This window comes from Brevibacillus schisleri (genome assembly GCF_055685845.1).
In genome coordinates this window covers 157501-178722 of record NZ_JBVNDM010000001.1, presented here as the reverse complement: position 1 = coordinate 178722, position 21222 = coordinate 157501, and the positions used below count along the sequence as shown (strand labels likewise).

Below are 21222 nucleotides of genomic sequence, written 5' to 3'. Positions count from 1 at the left end.
TCGTCTCCTCTCAACTCATCGTTCTCTGCTCGCTCAACTCAAGTGCTTTCCACAACGCTTCTGCCTTTTTCAATGACTCGGCGTACTCGGCCTCTGGAACCGAGTCAATCACGATACCCGCTCCAGCTTGGACATGAGCTACGCCATCCTTGATCACCATGGTGCGGATGGCAATGTTGACCTCGATATCACCATTGAAGCCAAACCAGCCGATTGATCCCGTATAGACGCCTCGCTTGACCGGCTCCAGCTCTTCGATGATTTCCATCGTGCGAACCTTGGGCGCTCCGGTGATCGTTCCTCCCGGAAAAGTCGCTTCGATCGCATCAAGCGCATCCTTGCCTGCTGCCAGCTCTCCTTTGACGTGAGAGACGATATGCATGACGTGGGAATATTTCTCCACGACCATGAATTCGCTGACCTCCACGCTGCCAAAGCGACAGACACGACCCATGTCATTGCGTTCCAGATCAACCAGCATGACATGCTCTGCGCGTTCCTTTTCATTATCAATCAGTTCACGGGCCAATGCATCGTCTTGCTCGTCCGTTAATCCACGCGGACGTGTACCAGCGATTGGACGCGTATGCACTTCCTTGCCTTTTACTTTTACAAGTAGTTCTGGCGAGGCACTAACCAATTGAAATTCAGGGAAGCTCAGATAGCCCATATAAGGCGACGGATTCAGCTTACGAAGCACATCGTACACTTCTGGGGCAGTCACCTGCACCGGCTTACTTTGCCGTACCGACAGATTGACCTGAAAAACATCCCCTTGGGCGATGTACTCCTGCACCCGGCGAACAGCTTCCTCAAATTGGTCTTTGCCAAAGGATACGGATGCTGGCACTAGCTTGGCAAGCGGTCTTTTGCGCAACGCTTCCCAATCTGTCTCATCACGATCCATTGCCAATGAAGCAATCGAGTCCATACGTTTTTCCAGCTGGAGTGCTGCTTGTCGATAGCTCTCTTCGGTCAAATTGCCCGCATTCAAATGCGTCAGACAAATAATCTCTCGGGTCTCATGATCAAAGACAAGAAGGTCTTGCATTATCATAACATACAGGTCTGGCAACTGTAAGTCATCAGTCGCTATCTGTGGCAAGCTAGGCTCAAAAAAGCGGTTCATTTCATAGCTAATATAGCCTACGGCTCCACCAGAAAAATCTGGCATACCTGGAAGCGCAGGCGTACGGTAACGAGATAGTAGCTCTCGTAAAGCATTCAAAGGGTTTTGAGCTTCTATGCTCTCGATTTTTCCTTCTGGGTACGAAACGATGGTTTCTCCTCGCTGACTGCGCAGCGTAGCGATAGGCTCATATGCCAAAAAGGTATACCGCCCAGCTCGTCCACTTTCCAACAGGACAGCATTTTGCAGAGAAGGCTGTAGTTTTGTGAGTACCTGCCACGGATCAATCGTCGAAGACCATGGTCTACGTAGGGCTAGGGGAACCAATGAATAAGATAAGGCATATGTCTGGCAATCAGCAAAGGTAGGGAACATTCTTCCTCTTCACGCTCCGGTTTTCACTATTTATCCGTTCATTATATAGTTGCCTGACACAAAAAGAAAAGACCACGTCGCCAATGTGCGCTTCGTGGTCATTCCGGTATTTTTTACAATTAATCTTCGAACTGATACAGAGGCGTGGACAAATAACGCTCCCCATTCGAAGGAATGATTGCGATCACTTTTTTGCCTTTGCCAAGCTTCGCTGCTACTTGCAGTGCCGCATGGATCGCTGCTCCAGAAGAAATCCCGCCGAGAATGCCTTCCTGACGAGCTACGCGACGCGCGGTTTCAAAAGCGTCCTCGTTTTCTACCTTAATGATTTCGTCGTAAATTTGTGTATCGAGAATATCCGGGACAAAGCCAGCCCCGATACCTTGGATCTTATGTGGACCTGGTTTGCCGCCAGACAAAACTGGCGAAGCCGCAGGCTCAACAGCTACGATTTGTACATTCGGATAGTGTTCACGAAGAACCTGCCCTACACCCGTAATCGTTCCGCCTGTACCGATACCGGAAATAAACGCATCTACGCCACCGATTTCATTCGCTTGGTCCAACAGCTCACGGGCAGTCGTCTCACGGTGAATGGCCGGGTTTGCCAGATTTTTAAATTGTTGCGGAATGAAATAAGAGCTATCTTCTTTCGCCAGCTCTTCCGCTTTGCGAATCGCTCCGCCCATCCCTTCGCTGCCTGGTGTGAGAACCAGCTCCGCACCATACGCACGCAACAGGTTGCGTCGCTCCATACTCATAGTCTCTGGCATGACCAGAATAGCACGATATCCTTTTGCAGCAGCAACCATCGCGAGTCCAATACCGGTATTTCCGCTCGTAGGTTCAATGATGGTATCACCCGGTTTTAGACTCCCATCTGCCTCTGCTGCCTCAATCATCGACAACGCAATTCGGTCTTTTACACTGCTGCCCGGGTTGAAGAACTCCAGCTTCAAGTAAATGTCTGCAATATCTTCGGTGACAACACGATTCAGCTTTACAAGCGGAGTAAATCCAATCAAATCGGTAATGGAATTAGCCACGCGCATATGTTCTGCCCCTCCTATTTTTCATAACCGAGTAAAACGCTAGGATTTATTGACATAATTATATCAACGGTAGCCTATTTGGTCAATGAGGCATTTGCCCAGATATCTGGACTCCTACCGATTTTCGCAATCGCTCCAGCACGACATCCAGCGACTCGACCTGGGCAAATGCGATTTCTCGGCGCAGCTCATCTTTTACCTCTTCAAACGTCCGTTGACTGGCTTCCCTGCGCTCTGTCAGTTGATAAATGACGTATTCATCTTGTATTTTGATCGCTTCGCTATATTTGTCTTTCTCCAGCTTTTCTACAATAAGCTTCGCCTCGTCAGGCAATCGATTATCCTTGATGGAAACCCAGCCTACATCGCCGCCATTCACCGCTGTATCCGCATCAATTGAACGCGCTTTAGCAATCGTCTGAAAGTCGGCCCCGTTTTTTAGATCAGCCAAAACTTGTTCCGCTTCTTTTTGTGAAGCCACGACGATTTGTCCTAAACGCACCTGCATCGGTCGGGTATAACGGTCAGATCGGCTATTGTAGACGTTTAGTATTTCTTCATCTTTGATGGTCATGTCCTTCGTTGCAAGGGTTTGCAGCAGGATTTGATAAGAAATCTCTTGCTTTAGGGCTTCCACGGTCGTCCCCGCTTGTTTGATTAGCGCAGCCTCAAACTCGCTGTCTGTCCGACTGCCGTAACTGTCGCGAATCTGGGAAAGCTCTTGCTCCAGCTGCTTCGAATCAACCGTAATGCCGGATCGTTTCGCCTCTTGAAAAACGACTTCCCGATTAATCATGTCGTTTAGCACTTGCTTACCGAACTTTTGTTTCAGTGCCGTTACATACTCGTCGTTGCTAATCGTCTTATCCCCTACGATGGCGGCAGGCTGCAGCTTGCCTGATCCCTGGTACCATGCCCAGGTAACGGCAAGCAGCAACAATACAAGCGCCCCAATGAATGCCCACAACCCTTTTACGTTGGTCATGCCAACACTCCCCTACTTGACGCCGCGCTTACATGTCTTTCAGGATGTCTTCCAACGCGGATCTGTCATAATGGTAACGTTCATTACAGAAATGACAGTGTACTTCTGCTTCGCCCTGTTCCTCAATCAGACCTTCCATTTCTTCGCGTCCCATGCTGATCAGTGCCTGAACTACCTTATCCGCTGAACATTTGCAGCTAAATTGAATCTCCGTGCGGCTCAGGATTTTTGGCTCATCCAATACGCGGGCCAAAATCTCTTCAGGAGTCAAACCTTCGCCAATCATGCGAGAAACCTGTGGAAGCTGTCCTAGGCGCTCTTCAATGGCTGCCACAACCTCTTCAGGCGTATTCGGCAACAGCTGAAGAATAAAACCACCCGCAGCCAAAACAGAACGGTCCTCAGGATTAACCAGTACACCCACCCCTACTGCAGAAGGCGTTTGCTCGGACATCACAAAATAGTACGTGAAGTCTTCCCCAATCTCACCAGAGACGATCGGCGCGCTGCCTTGATACGGCTCCTTGAGACCGAGATCTTTCGTTACGTACACAAACCCGTCTGTTCCCACTGCACGTGCTACATCGAGCTTGCCTTTATCGTTTAGCTCAAAGTGGACGTGCGGGTTGGATACATACGCGATTCCTTCACCATGTGCGTTTGCTTCCGCCATGATCTGCCCGATTGGTCCGCCTCCTTTTACTTTGACATGGAGGCTCTCGTTTCCTTTTAACATAGCCCCCATCATCAAGGTAATGGTCAGCGTACGTCCCGCTGCGGCTGTCGCTGTATTCCACATGTCGTGACGACGACGCATATCTTCAACAGATTCTGTCGTGCGTGCGGCAAATGCACGAACATGCCCATTAAAACCAGTTGCTCTTATCATATAATCGCCCATGTAGCGATCCTCCTTTTCAATCATGAAGCTATCTTACCAGTTTACCACAAGGAGAAAAAGACTACGCCCCTCCCGCTGTGAGTCTGACACTTTGAGGATTCGACCATTTCTGACAGAAAAGACCCCTCTGTACGAAGAGGGGCCGAAATAACTAAATCCTATGTTAGGTTAAATAATCTTTTAATACGTGCGAGGCTTTTTGCGTTCGCAATCGGTCAATCGTCGTCGCTTCAATTTGGCGAATACGCTCGCGGGTAAGACCAAACATTTTCCCCACTTCCTCCAACGTGTACACTTGATCATCATAGAGACCATAACGCATGGAGATAATTTCTTGGGCGCGGGGACTAAGTCGATCCAACGCTGCGCGCATTTGCGAGCGAAGGTCTACTTTTTCAATCCAGTCATCCAGCGAGGATAACCCATCATCCATAATCTCTGCGTAGCTCAAGCTCTCGTCTTCATGCCAAGCCTGCCATTTCTCACTATCCAGTTCAGCGTCGATGGATTCCATCTTCATCATGAGAGCCAGTTCAATGGCCTCCACCTTTTCTAATGGAATATCCAGGAGTACGGCAATCTCCTGCCGATCTGGCGTCCGGTTCAAAGCATGGACGAGATGTAGTACTTGCTTCTGATACTGGCGAATCTGCTCATGCATGTGGACAGGAATGCGAATCAGAGTTGCTTTGTCGTTGATGGCACGGGTGATCGCTTGAGAGATCCACCAGTGCGAGTAATGATAGAGACGCACGCCTCGTCCCACATCAAATTTGTCAATCGCGGTAAACAAACCTATCGTGCCTTCCTGAATCAAATCCAGGAACGGCATCCCTCTTTTCAAATGGCGCAAAGCGGTACTAACTACGTATCGTAAATAGGCGCGCACAATCGTTTCACGTGCTTCAAGATCGCCATCCCTTTGATAGCGAATCAGGCAAGCAAGCTCTTCTTCTTTGTCCAACATAGGTGTTGCAGCGACGCTTTCCAAAAACAGTAGAGCAGAAGTGTCCGATCGAAGCGATCTAGGGACAACAATTCCCAACTGTGTCTCCACTTCCCGCCAACGACGGGGAGTTGAATGGAACGAGGAGGTACTCAGAGTCATATGCAACCCTCACTTCTCTGGAATGGAAGATCACGATGAAGTAGGTGAGTCACGGAATGTTTTACTGTATCCGTATTTCGACAAAACCTGTCCGATTCCTGCCAGTTAACAGAATATTAACAGTTCTCCTCTCAGAATAGTTGATGAAAGCCCTTTCATAGGCTAGAGTTAAAAGTTTATGAAGAAAAAGCCATCCTCATTAACCAAGGATGGCAAAAAGACAATGTCGAATCTTCTGATAAAAACGAAGACTACTGATACAGATGACAGGCGACGAAGTGGTTGGTGTCTACTTCCTGCCAGATAGGCTTCTTTTCGGCACATACGGCTTTGGCTACTGGACAGCGCGTACGGAACACACAGCCGCTGGGTGGATTGATCGGGCTCGGAACGTCACCTTCGATAATCGTGCGCTCGCGGCTTTTCTCCAAATCGGGATCAGGGACAGGAATGGCCGACAACAACGCCTGCGTGTAAGGATGCTTCGGTGATTCGTAAAGAATTTCACTGGCAGTCATCTCGACCATATTGCCCAGGTACATGACGCCAATCCGGTCACTAATGTGCTTTACCATCGCCAAATCATGCGCGATAAACAAGTACGTCAGCTTTTGTTCCTGCTGCAATTTCTTCATTAAATTAACGACCTGTGCCTGAACCGAAACATCGAGTGCGGAAATCGGCTCATCGGCAATGATGAAGGTTGGATTGACGGCAAGTGCCCGCGCAATCCCTATCCGCTGTCGCTGACCACCACTGAACTCGTGCGGGAAACGGTTGGCATGCTCTTTTTGCAAGCCAACCATCTCCAACAGCTCGATCACACGGTTCATCCGTTCCTTCCCTTTATATAGCCCATTTAGATGCAAGCCCTCCGAAATGATTTCCGCAATGTTCATTCGGGGGTTCAGAGAAGCATACGGGTCCTGAAATATCATTTGCATATGGCGTGTCAGCTTGCTCCGCTCAGCAGATGATGCCTGATGGACGTTTTGCCCGTCAAAAATAACCTCACCTGTCGTCGGCTGATACAACCCGATGATTGTACGGCCTGTGGTCGATTTGCCGCAGCCAGATTCCCCTACCAGTCCAAACGTTTCCCCCTCGTAAATATCGAAGGAAACATTGTCCGCTGCCGTAAGTGAGAGCCCTTTACCCAACGTAAAGGTCTTTGTCAGGTTCTTTACCTGGACCAGCTTCTTTCGTTGCATCTGGCCACTCCTCCCTGTTATCCGTTTACCAGTATCGTCTGGAGACGCAATGTTCCTTTTCGAGCTTGTAGCCATCCAGCTTGACGATCTCGATGGCACTTCGCGAATCCGGAGAATGAATCATTTCGCCATTTCCCATGTAAATGCCCACGTGATGGACTCTGCCTTTCCCCTCTTCATGGGCAAAAAACAGCAGATCGCCCGGAAGCAAAGCTTCTTTTTCCACGAGCTGTCCGGCTTTTGCCTGATCAGATGCATCACGCGGAATCTGGAGACCGACAGATCGGTGCATGTTGTACGCAAATCCTGAGCAGTCATACCCGTAAGAGGACATGCCTCCCCATAAATAATGCAGATTGAGGAATCTCTTGCCAGCTTCTACGATTGCCTCTCCACGATTACTGGAAAGCTCGATTGGCTCGTTTGCTTTCACAATTTGGACGTCAGCTTTTGGCAAAAGTCCTGTGCCGTTTGGTGTCGCTACCGTTACCCAGTCTGCGGTTTCCTCAATCAGCGGCAGTTGGGTTAAAAAGACCAGCTCCATGTCTGGCTTTTTGTCGGCTGTATGTAGACGGGTAAACGCCGCCGTGACCATCGCCAGCTTTTGACCTGGCTGTACCTCAAAAGCATCTGACCACGGTGCTAGCTGGCGAGACGGAATCCAGCCGGGATAACCTGTTGCATTTTTGTTCGTAGTCTGATCAGGAATCAGAACCTGTGACCATTCCCCTTGCTCCTCGACTACCTCTACGCGGGTACCGTACAGTGCTTGTGTTTGAATCGCGTTATTGTCGTAAAAACCAAGCTTCTCCTCCACAGTAAGGGAAGCGAGCCAGCTTCGTGCATCTACCGGGGATTGGAGCGCTACATGGTCAATATCACGCGGCGACTCCGGCTTGGTCCACACAGTGGCAACAGAGACAGAAACAATGGCAGATTTCATCTTAGTTCTCCCCCTCCCACAGGCTGACGGAACGAATACCGAGCCCAGACTCTTCTGGCATGTGCATCAAGCGACCTTCGTATGTTACGCCACCTTCTATGCCATCGTGCAAAAGCATCAACGGAGCATCAAAATCAAAACGGGTAATGTTCTTCTTGCTGGCTGCAAAATGCGCTGCTGCTGATACAGCCAGACGCGATTCGATCATGCTGCCAACCATACATGGAATACCGTACTCTTCAGCCAATTGATTGATCAATTGTGCTTTGTAAATGCCGCCAGCCTTCATCAGCTTGATATTAATCATGTCAGCCGCACGGTTTTGCAAAACCTGCAGGGCCTGCGCTGGTGAAAACACACTCTCGTCAGCCATGATTGGCGTATCGACCGAATCTGTTACCCGCTTCAAGCCTTCCAGATCATGCGCTTTTACTGGCTGCTCAATGAGTTCGATACCAAGACCCATGTCCTCCATTTTGCGAATGGATTGCACCGCTTCTTTTACATTCCATCCCTGGTTGGCATCAAGACGAATCTTCACTTGATTGCCCACGGATTTGCGAATTTCCTGGATGCGCAAAATGTCATCCTCGATATTGTCCTTGCCGACCTTGATTTTCAGTACGTGAAAGCCTTGTTTGAGATAGGCAACCGCATCCTCGCCCATTTCTTTCGGGGAGTTCACGCTGACGGTATAGTCCGTCTCCAATTGGTCACGGTAGCCACCCAGGAATTGATACAACGGCATTCCTGCGCGCTGAGAAATAAGGTCGTACAACGCAATGTCTACCGCTGCCTTCGCACTCGTATTTCCTACCATGGATTGGTGCAAGGTTTGGAAAACTCGTTCATAGGCAAGCAAATTCAATCCGATGAGCTGAGGTCTCATCGTATTCATAATCGCCGACTCGATGCTCTCGATGCTGTCTCCGGTAATGACGACAGTAGCCGAAGCTTCGCCCCACCCGACCATACCGTTGTCGCAAGTAATTTTCACCAGAACCGATTCCAGACTATGCACCGTACGCAAAGCTGTTTTAAAAGGCTTTTTCAATGGAACAGATATTCGTTTTACTTCGATGGCTTGAATAATCATGTTTTCCTCCATCTTCTCCAGCACTCGTGCTTTCTTTCGTGTTTTTTCTAATAGACATACTAAATTATAGCACTATTAAAAATTCTAGCAAAAAAGGGGGAGAGTCATTCCATCCATGAAATGACTTCTCCCAACTCACTCTTTCTTACTTCACGACAGCTTTTCTCAGGTCTGTATAGCTCAGTGAAGAGCTTTGTACACCGCTCACTTTGTCGCTTGAGAGCAAGGAAGTGTTGTAGAAATAAAGCGGTGCGATTGGCGCTTCATCCACCAAGATTTTTTCTGCATCATGCAGCAGCTTCAGACGTTTTGCATCGTCTGGCTCCTTGTATGCGTCTTGGATCAACTTGTCGAATTGCGCATTGCCCCAGCCCGTACGATTGCTTGCTGCCTTCGATTGGAAAATATCAAGGAAGTTGATCGCATCGCCGAAGTCAGGCAACCAGGAAGAACGGGCAATTTGATACTGCAATTGCTTTTGCATATCCGTCAAAACTTTTCCTTCTACCTTTTGCAGCTTCACATCAACGCCCAGCGTCTGCTTCCACATTTCTTGCGCGGCTTGTGCCGTTTTTTCGTTAGCCGTTCCGCTGCGGTACGTGAGTGTAACCTCTGGGAGCTTTGTGTAGCCTTTTTCTTTCATTCCTTGTTCCAGAAGCTTCTTTGCTTCTTCTGGGTTGAAGTTCACCAATTCTCCGCCTACCTCACGGAATTGCCCTTCACCGTTGGCATCAGGCAAACCATAAGATACGAAGCCTGTTCCCGGCTTTTGTTGACGCATCAGCACCAGGTCGACCAGTGTTTTACGGTCAATCGCCAAGCTGAAAGCTTTACGAATATTGGCGTTATCAAATGGCTCCTTCGTTACGTTGAAACGATAGAACTCTGTACCTGCTCCATCACGCACGAATACTTTGCCATCTTTGAACAATTGATCTGCCATGTCTGCAGGAACGGTTGTCGTTCTGTGCAGCTCTTCGTTCGTAAACATTTGATACTCGGTATTCTCGTCATCAATCATTTTCCAAACAGCACCAGGCAGTGTTACGTTTGCTGCATCCCAGTACGTATCGCTCTTCATTATTTTCAGTTCACTGTCATGCGCCCATTCTGTCAGCTTGAATGGCCCGTTTCCGACAAAACTTGCTGCTTCTGCTGCCCATTTCGGATCTTTTTCTACAGTTGCTTTGTGAACAGGGAAGAAAGCCGGGTTGGATGCCAACAGGAGCGTCCAGGAAGCTGGTTGAGCGAGCACGACCTCTAGTGTTTTGTCGTCCAACGCTTTTACTTTTACGCCATCCGCCGATCCTTTACCACTGTTATAGGCCTCCGCTCCCTCAATAATATACGCGAGGGATGCCGCTGGAGATGCCAGTGCAGGATCAAGCATGCGTTTCCATGCGAATTCGAAGTCCTGAGCCTTTACCGGTTCACCATTGGACCATTTGTTGTCACGCAGGGTAAAGGTGTAGGTTTTTCCATCCTCGGAGATTTTCCATTCGGAAGCGGCCGCTGGTTTAGGCTTTTGATTTTCGTCCAGGCGGGTCAAGCCTTCCATCAGGTTGTTCAAAATGTTATAGGACGGCTCATCGAAGCCAATCGGCGGGTCCAATGACGTCGGTTCCTTGATATTGTTCAGCAACAGGAGCTTTGCCGCTTGATCGCCCGGCGTCGGAGCGTTTGGCTGAGCCGTGTTGCCTGGTGCGGGCTCACTCGATGCAGCTGGTTGACCCGATGTACATCCAGCCATAAGCATGGACACACCTAGCGTAGCCGTCAGCAACAATGTTGATAGTTTTTTCACTGTTTCTTCCCCCTTATTTTTTGTTTTTGTATGACGTAAAAGGATAGCGCCGTCAGCCGACACCCTCTTTTACACGAATGAAGCCGGGCTTGACCACTGCCCTTGACAGCCATGAATCAGGTCCCTGTTGGCGGTTGCATCGACGCCAGCAACTTCTTCGCCCGTGGGTCCTGCAACCAACAGGAAACCGCGTGTTTGCTATGAACATGTGTCTCCGCTGGCTGGTAATTCCGACATACTTCCAACGCATAGTCACAGCGCGCAGCGAATGCACAGCCAATTGGTGGGCTGAACAAATCCGGGGGTGTTCCAGGTATCGGGCTGAGCGGTATGGAGCGATCAGCATCTAAACGAGGCATCGACGCCAGCAAGCCTTTGGTGTACGGATGCTGCGGATTGTAAAAAATGTCGCGAACAGGCCCGGACTCTACCACTTTTCCGGCATACATGACGTTGACCCGATCCGCAATCTTGGCGACGACTCCCAAATCATGCGTGATAATAATGATCGAGACTCCCGTCTTTTTCTGAATGCTTTTGAACAGCTCGATGATTTGCGCCTGAATCGTCACATCCAACGCTGTTGTAGGCTCATCCGCAATCAGAATGGACGGCTTACAGACAAGCGCAATCGCAATCATGATCCGTTGGCGCATCCCGCCACTAAACTGATGGAGGTACTGCTTGAGACGACTTTCTGGAGTGGCGATCCCTACCAAGGTGAGAATCTCAATCGCTTGCCGCTTGGCTTCGCTTCTGGTGACCTTTTGATGGCGAATGATTCCCTCCATAATCTGCTCACCAATGGTGATCGTCGGGTTAAGTGATGTCATCGCATCTTGAAAGATCATGGAGATTTCTTTCCCACGCAGCTCGCGCATTTGCTTTTCCGGCAGCTTGGCCAGGTCCTGCCCTTTAAAATGAATGCTTCCACCCGCGATTTTTCCGATATGCTCCGGGATCAGTCGCATAATGCTCCTTGCAGTCACGCTTTTCCCACATCCGGATTCACCAACAATCGCCAGTGTCTCCCCTTTGTTCAAGGTAAAGTTCACGTCCCGAACAGCGTTCACTTCACCACCATGCGTCTTGAATGTGACCCGAAGCCCACTGACCTCCAGCAGCTTTTCCGTTTTATCCATGTTGCCTACCTCCTTGACTTCGGATCGAACGCATCGCGCAAGCCATCACCAAGCACGTTGAACGCGAGCATCGTCAGCGAGATGAGGAAAGCAGGGAAAAAGAGCCGCCACCAATGCCCCGACAAAATGGTGGGGAGTCCATCGTTCGCCATTACCCCCCAGCTAGCCATTGGCGCCTGAATACCGAGACCGAGAAAACTCAGAAACGCCTCTGCAAAAATCGCAGATGGAACAGATAACGTGACATATACAATGATGATGCCAATTGTGTTGGGCAGCAGATGTTTACGAATGATGTAGAAAGGCTTTGCCCCCATTGTTTTTGCTGCCAGTACGTACTCCGAGTTTTTCATTTGCAGGACCTGACCGCGCACAGTCCGGGCCATCCCGATCCAACCGGTCGCACTTAAGGCAATAATAATGGTTAAAAGTCCGGGCCCCATGACGACCATTAGCAAAATCACCACCAACAAATAAGGAAGGCCATACAAAATGTCCACGAAGCGCATCATGATATTATCGATTCGCCCGCCCAAATATCCGGCAATTCCTCCATACAAGACACCAATGAAAAAATCGATAAGTGCTGCCGTCAAACCGACAAACAGGGAAATACGCGCACCATACCAAACACGCGTGAACACATCGCGGCCAAAATCATCAGTACCAAACCAGTTCGCATCCGACGGCGGTTTGTTTTTCATAATAATCGACTGTTTGGCGTATTCATGATCAGAGATCATCGGTCCAATCGTAGCCATAACCCCAAGCAAGATAATAACTACCAACCCCAACAGAGCCAGCTTGTTTCCTCTCAGACGAAGCCAAGCTTCTTGCCAAAACGTCAGTTGAGGTCGCACAATCGCTTCCGCATTGAGGTTGTCTTTTCGCATGGGGATAAATAAATCATCAGAAACGATCATCCTTCGCTCTCCTTTCGATGCAGCTTAATTCGTGGATCAATGATGCCGTACAGTACATCGACGACAAACATCAAGAAAATCAAAAGTGCGCTGTAGAAGACGGTCGTTCCCATAATGACGGAATAGTCACGGTTGTTAATGCCAGCGACAAAATATTTCCCCATCCCAGGAATCGCAAATATTTTTTCGATCACAAAGCTTCCCGTTAAAACGTTGGCAATTAGTGCGCCTAAAAGCGTGACGACAGGCAAAATCGCATTACGCAGTGCGTGCTTCAACACGATCGTTACCGGAGACAGCCCTTTTGCACGAGCGGTTTCAATGTATTCCTGGGTCAACACTTCCAGCATGTTGGTACGAGTCAAACGAGCAATAATTGCAATCGGACCAAATGCCAATGCAAGCGCTGGCATAATCACATGCTGCCAAGACCCCCACGTTGCGGTCGGCAACAGCTTCCATTCGACCGCCAAATATTTGATTAATAAGGAGGCGACAACAAAGCTGGGAACAGATATCCCGATAACAGCAATAATCATGGCAAGGTAATCAATGAGACGGTTATGTCGTAGCGCTGCGATCACACCAAGCGCAATACCGGTAACAATCGCAAAGACGACAGAAATCAGACCGAGTTGAAAAGAAACGGGGAATCCACGGGCGATCATTTTGTTGACCGTATCCGAGCTATTTGCAATCGACGGCCCAAGGTCAAACTGCACCAGCTTTTGCAAGTACAGCCCGTATTGGACGAGTAGTGGCTTATCCAGGTTGTAGTAGGCATTGAGATTGGCAGCAACTGCTTTGTTTAATGCCTTTCCTTCTTTTTCAAAAGGAGATCCCGGAACGGCATGCATCAAGAAAAAGGTGAGGGTAATGATGAGCCATAACGTCACGATCATGGAGATAAATCTGCGGAAAACAAAAGATAGCAAGGACTCTCCTCCTTTTCATCAGAAACTGACCTCTCGTAATAAGCAAAAAACCCAGCAAATGCACGTGATCATGGCATTTGCTGGGTTTTACTTACGTGTATGCCGTGCATACGAATAAATAAAGCAGCGGGTGTATTCATTTGGTGACTGTGGCTTTATTTCTCGTGGAAACTGCTTGTTTGTACTTCTTTTGCGCGTCCTTAAATGCTGCGATCAATGTTTTTTGGGAAGATCCAAAATACCGAAAGCGAATCTCTTCGCCAATTTCCTCCGACGCCATGATCGAATGACCGATAAAGATCGACCGAGCAAAATCAGACGTCAGTTGGACCGTGGAAGAACAGGCTGCATCAACGATCTTGTCGTTGGAAGTATCGACAACCAATCCGATAAAAAAAGCACTGAATTGCTGTGTAATCGGATTGTTCGAAGAGGACTGTGCATCGCCTACGATATAAATGGTATCTTTATCAAACAAATCAATAACCCCACTTTTACTATGCTTAACGGACCGGCAAACGGGATGTTCGGAGAGCGACTTCCTCACAATCGCAAGCTGGGTAAGCACTTTCCTACATAGTACCAGAAGATTTCTCAATTTGTAAATAAGTCTGACTAATCTTTCAGTTCTTCTACAGATACGACCGGAAACGAATGCGACGGCAGCATCGGCAGAAACGGTCGCTCGTCGATGTAGGCAACTACGACATGCGATGGACCCACCATTGTTTTCGGTGCGAGCTGCAATTCCTCCCCGCGCTCAGTTACGACAGTAATCTGCAGCATTCCACCTCCCGGACGAGCTGGCCCTTTCGTTGCTCGCTCTGTCACGAGTGTTTTCCCATTGTACTGTAAGCGTAATTGGTGGTCATTACGCCACGAACGGAAATCCATATAATAGCGCGAGAAAGGAATGGGATCAGTGGTCACACTGTCTGCTTGAGGGACGAACATGGCCTGCTCACGACGGTAGCCACCATTCTCATGCATTCTTTCATCAAAACGTTCAAGAGCCTCATCTTCGAGCAGATCAATCACACCTTCTGTTTTCAGTACAGGATCAACAGCAAAGGTAGCGTGATGATTAGATAACTCCAGGAGTATCTTCACTTCTGTTTTTTTCTGCATGGCGAGGTCTGCATCTACAATAAACATACCTACCAACAAAAAGAACAGCATCGTAGAAATCGATAAGATATTTATACCCGTAACGATAGCCTCCTAACGGGAGCTTTTACAAATCGTAGTCCATGATGTTAACTGTACCTATTCTTTGGACTTGCAAGGAATCAGCTGGCATCGGAATCCACGTGGTAAAGCGGGGGTATGGAATTGCCAGCTCTACGACAAACTCATCTTCGTGGCTCCACAGAACGGGATCGAGTGAACGAGTGCGAGTGACACTGACAGACAGCTCATGATCCGGAATGGAAAGCTTTTTCTCCCTCAGCTCCCGAGTGATCAATGCCCGAACCTCTTGTTGCAGGTTGGCTTCACTCGTCCCCCCGTGGTTGCTGACATATTTCGTAGCGACTGCGCTCACTTCCAATAATTCATTCCTGGCCTGAACAACCGTATGTACCTGTAAAAGCCCTAATGGAACGAGTAGCATAACCATAATGTTCAGAATCACAGCGATTAATTGACCCATTAGCCTGTACCAAAACGCGTTACTTCAGCGAGCAAATCACCGAAAAACTGCGTGCATACCGAAAAGAGATTTTGCGGACCGGTGAGAAGCAACCCTACCGTCAAAGGTAAAACAATCGCCATTACAGCCAAAATGCTAATCATTTTATTCATTCACTACCACCCTGGATCAAAGTATTCGGACGGACGGCTTCCCGTAAAGGAAAAGGATGTATCCCCCTCCACAAACTTGTGCAGCCATTGGGTCACTTTTGAAGGCTGGATGGTAACCGACAAGGTAATCGCCTCCTGCCGCTCTTTACGAGCTCGCTCGCTCTCGGTTCGAGGCCAGCTCCCAGCAAACGTATCCCCTGTCACTTCCCAACCCAGTCCTTTCATTTTCAGAAGATAGTAATCTGCTAATGTCGGCTCCAAATACCCGATGTCCTGCATATCATCCAGTAAGTCAGCATAGATTCCACGAGCAATCGCCCTTTCCATTGCGTACAAGTGGTAAGCTCCCAGTGCGGAAGTGATCAATAGAAGGACCAGTAGACAAATAAGAAAGACTTTTGCTTTCACCATCGTTTTAGAAACGCCAGCTCTTCTTTAATGGAAGATGACCGTCGCTGCCCGATACACCCTTTCCTGTTGTGTCTGTTTAAGCTGCTCCTCTGGTTGGAGATTCCAAAGCACCGCGCACAAGCTCCCTACCATAATCGAAATGATGAGAAGTACGTGGATGTGCAGCATTATTTTGACGACGTATAGGATGTACCGTTTTGCATCCTAAAGTTGATGTTTTCATTTCGAGTATCATAGTTCAGCGAAGTGATGGATTGGTTAATGCTCTCGGCAGAATCGTTTGCCGCAGGGCTTAACTCATTGCCGTAACTGCTAACACCAATTCCTAACACCATGACGCATGCTAAAAATATAAAAAGCTACCAGGGTGGTCCGTATTCATCGCCCAAAGCATATCTACGATTTCTCCACCGCGTGTCTCACCGACCATAATGACATCCGGCCTTTTTCGCAAGGACAAGCGAACACAATCCTTGATCGAAAACCCACCCTTCCCCTCGTAATTCGCAGGTTTCGCTAAAAATCTGCGCACAAAAGGATGCTGAAGCTTCATCTCCAAGACATCCTCGATCGTAATAATACTTAAATGATCAGGGACATATTGGGAGATGAGATTGAGCATGTGTGTCTTGCCTGAGCCTGTTCCTCCACTGACAATGCCAGATGCACGAGATAAACGGACGGCTCTGTTTAAAAAGAGAAGCATCGGCTCGCAAATGGAACCGTACCGTAAATAATCGGACTCACTGAGTAGCTCACGGTGTTTTCTAATCGTGAGCATATGACCATCGGGAGAAATAGAACGATGCGTAGCAGCAACCCGGGAACCGTCTGGAAGCTGTGTATGCAGCTCTGCTTTCGTTTCATTAAACTCACGTCCCATTGTCGCTGCAATCTGTTCTAATAAGCGCAGCAGCTCTTCCTCACCGCGAAAAACAGCAATCTCTGGAGATTCAAGACGACCAGTACTTTTTCTTTCAATGACGAGATAGTTATAGCGATGAAAAAGAATCTCCGTGATGTCGTTATCCTCTAATAAAGCGTCTAATGGGCCCCACCCCGTCAAAGAATGCAGCAGCCGTTTTACTTCTGCTTCCATTTGTATGGATGTCAGCGTTGTTTGCAACTCCAGCAGCATTCGAATATCTGCCGTCAGCTCATCCATAAAGAGTGAAGAATGTTTTTCCTCCCATAATCGCTTTCCGTATTTCTCAACAATCTGGGTACGAATCAATGTTTCTCTATCTGTCCCAACCCATTTTTCATTCGTCCGCTCATGATCCGGAGCTTGCATTTTTTCGTGAAGCGTCGCAGGAACTCCCGCCGTTCCCCTCCCCGCTGATCGTAATTCTTGCGCAGGGCGGACTTGATTTGAAATGCCTAGTAACTGTTTTTTATCGAACATGACACCCTCCCTTATCCCCATAACCATTTGAAGAGAGACGTTTTCTCTTTTTGTTTCTCTTTTCCAGTAGCCTTCATTTGCTCCCCATCTACGGGAAACAGTGCTTTTCCTAATGTCTCAATGGCTTCCTTGGCCGGAATTCTCCCTGACTGGAGCATGACTGGCGTTCCGGTGTTAATTGATTTTTTCACTTCCACATCATCAGGTATGGAGAAAACTTTTTTGCTGGGGTGAAGCTGGAAATAGGCACGAATTTCATCTAAGGTAAACATTTCTTTCCTTTGCAAACGATTCATGCAAATTTGAATGCGTTCTTCTGGGTACTCTGCTTCTCTCAACAGTTTCAGCAATCGTTGAATATTTTCAATGGAGTCTACCACCGGATTCCCCACCATCACAACATGTTCTGCAAAAAACAGAGCTTGAATTGTTGCATCTGTTGTATCCGGAGCCGTATCAATAAGAATGACGTCATAGTTGCTCTGTTTTAACGTTTCGAGAATCAGATATAAATGATAGTCACGGATTTCAAAGCTTTGCCGAATATCACGGGGGGACGTAAGTACATGCAAGCCTGTATCAGGATGAGCAACGACATATTTCTCGATATGTTGAGGAGATAAAGGCAAGGCTTGTGCGTATGCCTGCCATTCCTCACTGCTAATGGAATACGGATCTTTTCCTTGATCCTGAATAAACGAATGCAATTGAGCATCGAGATCCTTTACCCACGTAAAAAGATTAGGGGTACGGGGGAGATTCAAAGTAGTCGCAAAAGTACCAAGATCAAGATTGAAGTCAACAGCGATAACCCTCAATGGGACGCCCTCGTTTTTTTGCATGGAAAAGAAAATCGCTAGCTCACGAGAAATAAATGTTTTTCCTACGCCACCTTTGGGACCGTAAACAGTAATAAGCTGTTTAGGACGAGTCATTTCAGGAACTAAACTATCCGTGATCGGCTCGGAGATCGAAGGCTGCTGACTCGAATAGCTCCTGGTTTGTTCCTGGATTACATATTGGTGTTGTTGTGGCGCAGCTTCTGCTACCATACCTGGAGGCTGTATCATCATAGCTAACGCTTCGATTTGCCCTGGTTCAATGGGCTTGGCAATAACCCATAGGCCTAAGTTCCGGAAAAATGGCTCCCACATCAGTTCATTGCTTGAGCAAGCAGCAATAAATGAAAGATGAGGAAAGGCTAGCCTAAATTGCTGACACAACACACCTCTTTCCGTTCCCTTTATACCGCCCAGCAACACCAAATGGGGTTGGTTTGCCTGTAATTTTGCCCATGCCTCTTCCACTCCGAGTGCTTCCCCGCACACTTCGATCCATCTACTGTTTATAAGTTGCGCCGTTAACAAACGAACTGAATCACGATCATCATCTACTATGAGCAAACGCCTTTTCACTCATGCTCCTCCTTTTTAATACCCCAGCGAGTTTTCGTCTTCATTAACTCTGAAGCGAATTTTACGTCTCCTATTCCTGGATTTCCCTCATCCTTTACTGCAGCCAAACCCAATCTGATTTTTCCATAATGAAGTGCGTGTGTTAGCAGAACAGCCTCATCACGTGTCAGGGAGAGAGTCACAGCTACCAGCTTGGGATGATCCCCTTCCATTTCGCGTTGAATGCCAATGATTGGCATGTTTTGCAGCAGGAGTCCGGAATGTGCTCCTGTTTCATCTTCAAAGGAAGCATAGACGTGCACCCTTTCTCCGCTTGATACATGCGGTGAAACTCCTGCAACATTGTCTACGGGAATGCTCATACCTGTCATTTTTTCTGTGATCACTCCGCTGCCTTGCGCATTACTGGTTTGCTCCAAATCACTTTGCAATAACGGTCGGCCTCCCTTCACTTGACGGGTGAATGCCAAACCGACAAGACTCTGTCCTTCTTCCCATGGAATCAAACCTGGAATTGGGGCAATGGGTTGTTGAAAGATCCCTCCCAGTCTCAGTGTTAATGGCTCCATATCCCTTGCTTCAAGTAATTGGCCACTTTCTTTTTCCACTGTTGATCGCAATTGAATATAGGTCACTTGATGCGGCTTCAAAATGATGTAGGTCGCTACACCTACACATGTAGCGAAAAGCAATATAGCCAATAGTCGTAACGGATGTATAGACATTCTCCCCCTCCTCTCCATTGTTTCTAGCGTAGAGGAAATTAGAGGGACAAAAAAAGAAAACAAAAAAACTGTGCATTTGTTCTGCACAGTTACACCTATTACACAACAAAAAAAGCTGCATTCTCCATTACTTTTTACAAGTAATCGGGAATACAGCTTTTCGTCTCATTCCTTCAAAACTGAATACGCATGATTGCTAAGAATGTGTGGATAAGTCCTCGACCGATTAGTATTCGTCAGCTCCACGCGTTACCGCGCTTCCACACCGAACCTATCAACCTCATCGTCTATGAGGGGTCTTACCAGCTTGCGCTGTGGGAAGTCTCATCTTGGAGGGGGCTTCACGCTTAGATGCTTTCAGCGCTTATCCCGTCCGCACATAGCTACCCAGCTGTGCCACTGGCGTGACAACTGGTGCACCAGCGGTGCGTCCATCCCGGTCCTCTCGTACTAAGGACAGCTCTCCTCAAACTTCCTACGCCCGCGACAGATAGGGACCGAACTGTCTCACGACGTTCTGAACCCAGCTCGCGTACCGCTTTAATGGGCGAACAGCCCAACCCTTGGGACCTACTTCAGCCCCAGGATGCGATGAGCCGACATCGAGGTGCCAAACCTCCCCGTCGATGTGGACTCTTGGGGGAGATAAGCCTGTTATCCCCAGGGTAGCTTTTATCCGTTGAGCGATGGCCCTTCCATGCGGAACCACCGGATCACTAAGCCCGACTTTCGTCCCTGCTCGACTTGTAGGTCTCGCAGTCAAGCTCCCTTCTGCCTTTACACTCTACGAATGATTTCCGACCATTCTGAGGGAACCTTTGGGCGCCTCCGTTACCTTTTAGGAGGCGACCGCCCCAGTCAAACTGCCCACCTGGCATGGTCCTCTCGCCCGATAAGGGCGACGAGTTAGAAACTCCGTACATCAAGGGTGGTATCCCACCGACAGCTCCACAGAGGCTGGCGCCCCTGCTTCTCAGCTTCCCACCTATCCTGTACATGATGCACAAAGTTCCAATACCAGGCTACAGTAAAGCTCCATGGGGTCTTTCCGTCTTGTCGCGGGTAACCTGCATCTTCACAGGTATTATGATTTCACCGGGTCTCTTGCCGAGACAGCGCCCAAGTCGTTACGCCTTTCGTGCGGGTCGGAACTTACCCGACAAGGAATTTCGCTACCTTAGGACCGTTATAGTTACGGCCGCCGTTTACTGGGGCTTCGGTTCAAAGCTTCGCTTGCGCTAACTCATCCCCTTAACCTTCCAGCACCGGGCAGGCGTCAGCCCCTATACTTCGCCTTGCGGCTTCGCAGAGACCTGTGTTTTTGCTAAACAGTCGCTTGGGCCTTTTCACTGCGGCCCCCTCGGGCTATTAACCCTACCGAGGCGCCCCTTCTCCCGAAGTTACGGGGCCATTTTGCCGAGTTCCTTAGCAAGAGTTATCCCGCGCACCTTAGGATTCTCTCCTCGCCTACCTGTGTCGGTTTGCGGTACGGGCACCTTGTTCCTCGCTAGACGCTTTTCTTGGCAGTGTGAAATCAGGGACTTCGGTACTAAAATTTCCCTCGCCATCACAGCTCATGCTTGACGGTGTGCGGATTTGCCTACACACCACACTTACTGCTTGGACGGCCATCCAGTAGGCCGCTCACCCTATCCTCCTGCGTCACGCCATTGCTCAAGCGGAACAGAGGTGGTACAGGAATATCAACCTGTTGTCCATCGCCTACGCCTTTCGGCCTCAGCTTAGGTCCCGACTAACCCTGGGAGGACGAGCCTTCCCCAGGAAACCTTAGGCTTTCGGTGGACAAGATTCTCACTTGTCTTTTCGCTACTTACACCGGCATTCTCACTTCCAAGCGC

19 protein-coding genes, 1 rRNA gene and 1 pseudogene (1 of these 21 only partly in view) are annotated in these 21222 nt (G+C 48.6%); all 21 read right to left on the bottom strand.

The genetic code is table 11. From position 1 onward, the window contains the following. Window positions 1-10 precede the first annotated feature (10 nt). Window positions 11-1504, bottom strand: coding sequence for an anthranilate synthase component I family protein (locus ACUUHJ_RS01045; protein ID WP_289675554.1), 1494 nt, complete (start codon window positions 1502-1504; stop codon window positions 11-13). A 119-nt stretch (window positions 1505-1623) separates the two neighbouring features. After that, a complete protein-coding gene (gene cysK / locus ACUUHJ_RS01040) occupies window positions 1624-2556 on the bottom strand; it encodes a cysteine synthase A (RefSeq protein ID WP_289675553.1) in 933 nt (310 codons plus the stop codon). Window positions 2557-2638: 82 nt separating this feature from the next. Further along, window positions 2639-3541, bottom strand: coding sequence for a peptidyl-prolyl cis-trans isomerase (locus tag ACUUHJ_RS01035; RefSeq protein ID WP_472298088.1), 903 nt, complete (start codon window positions 3539-3541; stop codon window positions 2639-2641). A 28-nt stretch (window positions 3542-3569) separates the two neighbouring features. After that, on the bottom strand, window positions 3570-4442 hold the full coding sequence (hslO, locus tag ACUUHJ_RS01030; protein ID WP_016738840.1) for an Hsp33 family molecular chaperone HslO: 873 nt from the start codon (window positions 4440-4442) through the stop codon (window positions 3570-3572). A gap of 163 nt (window positions 4443-4605) precedes the next feature. Beyond that, a complete protein-coding gene (locus ACUUHJ_RS01025) occupies window positions 4606-5550 on the bottom strand; it encodes a sigma-70 family RNA polymerase sigma factor (protein WP_016738841.1) in 945 nt (314 codons plus the stop codon). A 251-nt stretch (window positions 5551-5801) separates the two neighbouring features. Further along, window positions 5802-6761, bottom strand: coding sequence for an ABC transporter ATP-binding protein (locus tag ACUUHJ_RS01020; protein WP_289675551.1), 960 nt, complete (start codon window positions 6759-6761; stop codon window positions 5802-5804). Window positions 6762-6786: 25 nt separating this feature from the next. Then, on the bottom strand, window positions 6787-7704 hold the full coding sequence (locus tag ACUUHJ_RS01015; RefSeq protein ID WP_472298087.1) for a C40 family peptidase: 918 nt from the start codon (window positions 7702-7704) through the stop codon (window positions 6787-6789). 1 nt (window position 7705) lies between these two features. Then, window positions 7706-8800, bottom strand: a complete 1095-nt coding sequence (locus ACUUHJ_RS01010) for a dipeptide epimerase (protein ID WP_472298086.1) — start codon at window positions 8798-8800, stop codon at window positions 7706-7708. Window positions 8801-8945: 145 nt separating this feature from the next. Continuing rightward, window positions 8946-10604: a peptide ABC transporter substrate-binding protein gene (locus ACUUHJ_RS01005; protein WP_472298085.1), complete on the bottom strand. Its 1659-nt coding sequence runs from the start codon at window positions 10602-10604 to the stop codon at window positions 8946-8948. 116 nt (window positions 10605-10720) lie between these two features. Continuing rightward, on the bottom strand, window positions 10721-11746 hold the full coding sequence (locus tag ACUUHJ_RS01000) for an ABC transporter ATP-binding protein (RefSeq protein WP_251254560.1): 1026 nt from the start codon (window positions 11744-11746) through the stop codon (window positions 10721-10723). Between the two features lie 5 nt (window positions 11747-11751). Next, window positions 11752-12639 (bottom strand): ABC transporter permease, encoded by an 888-nt coding sequence (locus tag ACUUHJ_RS00995; RefSeq protein WP_425304090.1) that lies wholly within the window; start codon window positions 12637-12639, stop codon window positions 11752-11754. A gap of 26 nt (window positions 12640-12665) precedes the next feature. Then, complete coding sequence (locus ACUUHJ_RS00990; RefSeq protein ID WP_289675546.1) at window positions 12666-13604, bottom strand: ABC transporter permease; 939 nt, start codon at window positions 13602-13604, stop codon at window positions 12666-12668. A gap of 136 nt (window positions 13605-13740) precedes the next feature. After that, complete coding sequence (locus tag ACUUHJ_RS00985; RefSeq protein WP_012683929.1) at window positions 13741-14082, bottom strand: DUF3870 domain-containing protein; 342 nt, start codon at window positions 14080-14082, stop codon at window positions 13741-13743. A gap of 137 nt (window positions 14083-14219) precedes the next feature. Continuing rightward, window positions 14220-14783: a hypothetical protein gene (locus ACUUHJ_RS00980; protein WP_289675544.1), complete on the bottom strand. Its 564-nt coding sequence runs from the start codon at window positions 14781-14783 to the stop codon at window positions 14220-14222. Between the two features lie 55 nt (window positions 14784-14838). Beyond that, window positions 14839-15255 (bottom strand): hypothetical protein, encoded by a 417-nt coding sequence (locus tag ACUUHJ_RS00975; protein WP_472298084.1) that lies wholly within the window; start codon window positions 15253-15255, stop codon window positions 14839-14841. Next, entirely contained in the window at window positions 15255-15407 is a 153-nt protein-coding gene (locus tag ACUUHJ_RS00970; protein ID WP_472298083.1) for a hypothetical protein, read from the bottom strand. Before ACUUHJ_RS00970 ends, ACUUHJ_RS00975 begins: the two co-directional genes overlap by 1 nt. 3 nt (window positions 15408-15410) lie before the next feature. Next, the gene (locus tag ACUUHJ_RS00965) at window positions 15411-15734 is read right to left on the bottom strand and encodes a hypothetical protein (protein ID WP_254495527.1); all 324 of its coding nucleotides are present in this window, start codon (window positions 15732-15734) and stop codon (window positions 15411-15413) included. Window positions 15735-16173: 439 nt separating this feature from the next. Then, window positions 16174-17223, bottom strand: a pseudogene (locus ACUUHJ_RS00960) (CpaF family protein); the annotation flags it as partial. A gap of 11 nt (window positions 17224-17234) precedes the next feature. Then, window positions 17235-18638: an AAA family ATPase gene (locus ACUUHJ_RS00955; protein WP_472298082.1), complete on the bottom strand. Its 1404-nt coding sequence runs from the start codon at window positions 18636-18638 to the stop codon at window positions 17235-17237. Further along, complete coding sequence (gene cpaB / locus ACUUHJ_RS00950) at window positions 18635-19363, bottom strand: Flp pilus assembly protein CpaB (RefSeq protein ID WP_289675523.1); 729 nt, start codon at window positions 19361-19363, stop codon at window positions 18635-18637. Before cpaB ends, ACUUHJ_RS00955 begins: the two co-directional genes overlap by 4 nt. A 206-nt stretch (window positions 19364-19569) precedes the next feature. After that, window positions 19570-21222, bottom strand: a 23S ribosomal RNA gene (locus ACUUHJ_RS00945) (it continues 1276 nt past the right edge of the window).

Excerpts from the sequence above, each read along its gene's own strand:
- ACUUHJ_RS01045 (WP_289675554.1), bottom strand. The coding sequence starts at position 1,504 with ATGTTCCCTACCTTTGCTGATTGCCAGACATATGCCTTATCTTATTCA.
- cysK (WP_289675553.1), bottom strand. The coding sequence starts at position 2,556 with ATGCGCGTGGCTAATTCCATTACCGATTTGATTGGATTTACTCCGCTT.
- ACUUHJ_RS01035 (WP_472298088.1), bottom strand. The coding sequence starts at position 3,541 with ATGACCAACGTAAAAGGGTTGTGGGCATTCATTGGGGCGCTTGTATTG.
- hslO (WP_016738840.1), bottom strand. The coding sequence starts at position 4,442 with ATGGGCGATTATATGATAAGAGCAACTGGTTTTAATGGGCATGTTCGT.
- ACUUHJ_RS01025 (WP_016738841.1), bottom strand. The coding sequence starts at position 5,550 with ATGACTCTGAGTACCTCCTCGTTCCATTCAACTCCCCGTCGTTGGCGG.
- ACUUHJ_RS01020 (WP_289675551.1), bottom strand. The coding sequence starts at position 6,761 with ATGCAACGAAAGAAGCTGGTCCAGGTAAAGAACCTGACAAAGACCTTT.
- ACUUHJ_RS01015 (WP_472298087.1), bottom strand. The coding sequence starts at position 7,704 with ATGAAATCTGCCATTGTTTCTGTCTCTGTTGCCACTGTGTGGACCAAG.
- ACUUHJ_RS01010 (WP_472298086.1), bottom strand. The coding sequence starts at position 8,800 with ATGATTATTCAAGCCATCGAAGTAAAACGAATATCTGTTCCATTGAAA.
- ACUUHJ_RS01000 (WP_251254560.1), bottom strand. The coding sequence starts at position 11,746 with ATGGATAAAACGGAAAAGCTGCTGGAGGTCAGTGGGCTTCGGGTCACA.
- ACUUHJ_RS00995 (WP_425304090.1), bottom strand. The coding sequence starts at position 12,639 with ATGCGAAAAGACAACCTCAATGCGGAAGCGATTGTGCGACCTCAACTG.
- ACUUHJ_RS00980 (WP_289675544.1), bottom strand. The coding sequence starts at position 14,783 with ATGCTGTTCTTTTTGTTGGTAGGTATGTTTATTGTAGATGCAGACCTC.
- ACUUHJ_RS00975 (WP_472298084.1), bottom strand. The coding sequence starts at position 15,255 with ATGGGTCAATTAATCGCTGTGATTCTGAACATTATGGTTATGCTACTC.
- ACUUHJ_RS00970 (WP_472298083.1), bottom strand. The coding sequence starts at position 15,407 with ATGAATAAAATGATTAGCATTTTGGCTGTAATGGCGATTGTTTTACCT.
- ACUUHJ_RS00965 (WP_254495527.1), bottom strand. The coding sequence starts at position 15,734 with ATGGAAAGGGCGATTGCTCGTGGAATCTATGCTGACTTACTGGATGAT.
- cpaB (WP_289675523.1), bottom strand. The coding sequence starts at position 19,363 with ATGTCTATACATCCGTTACGACTATTGGCTATATTGCTTTTCGCTACA.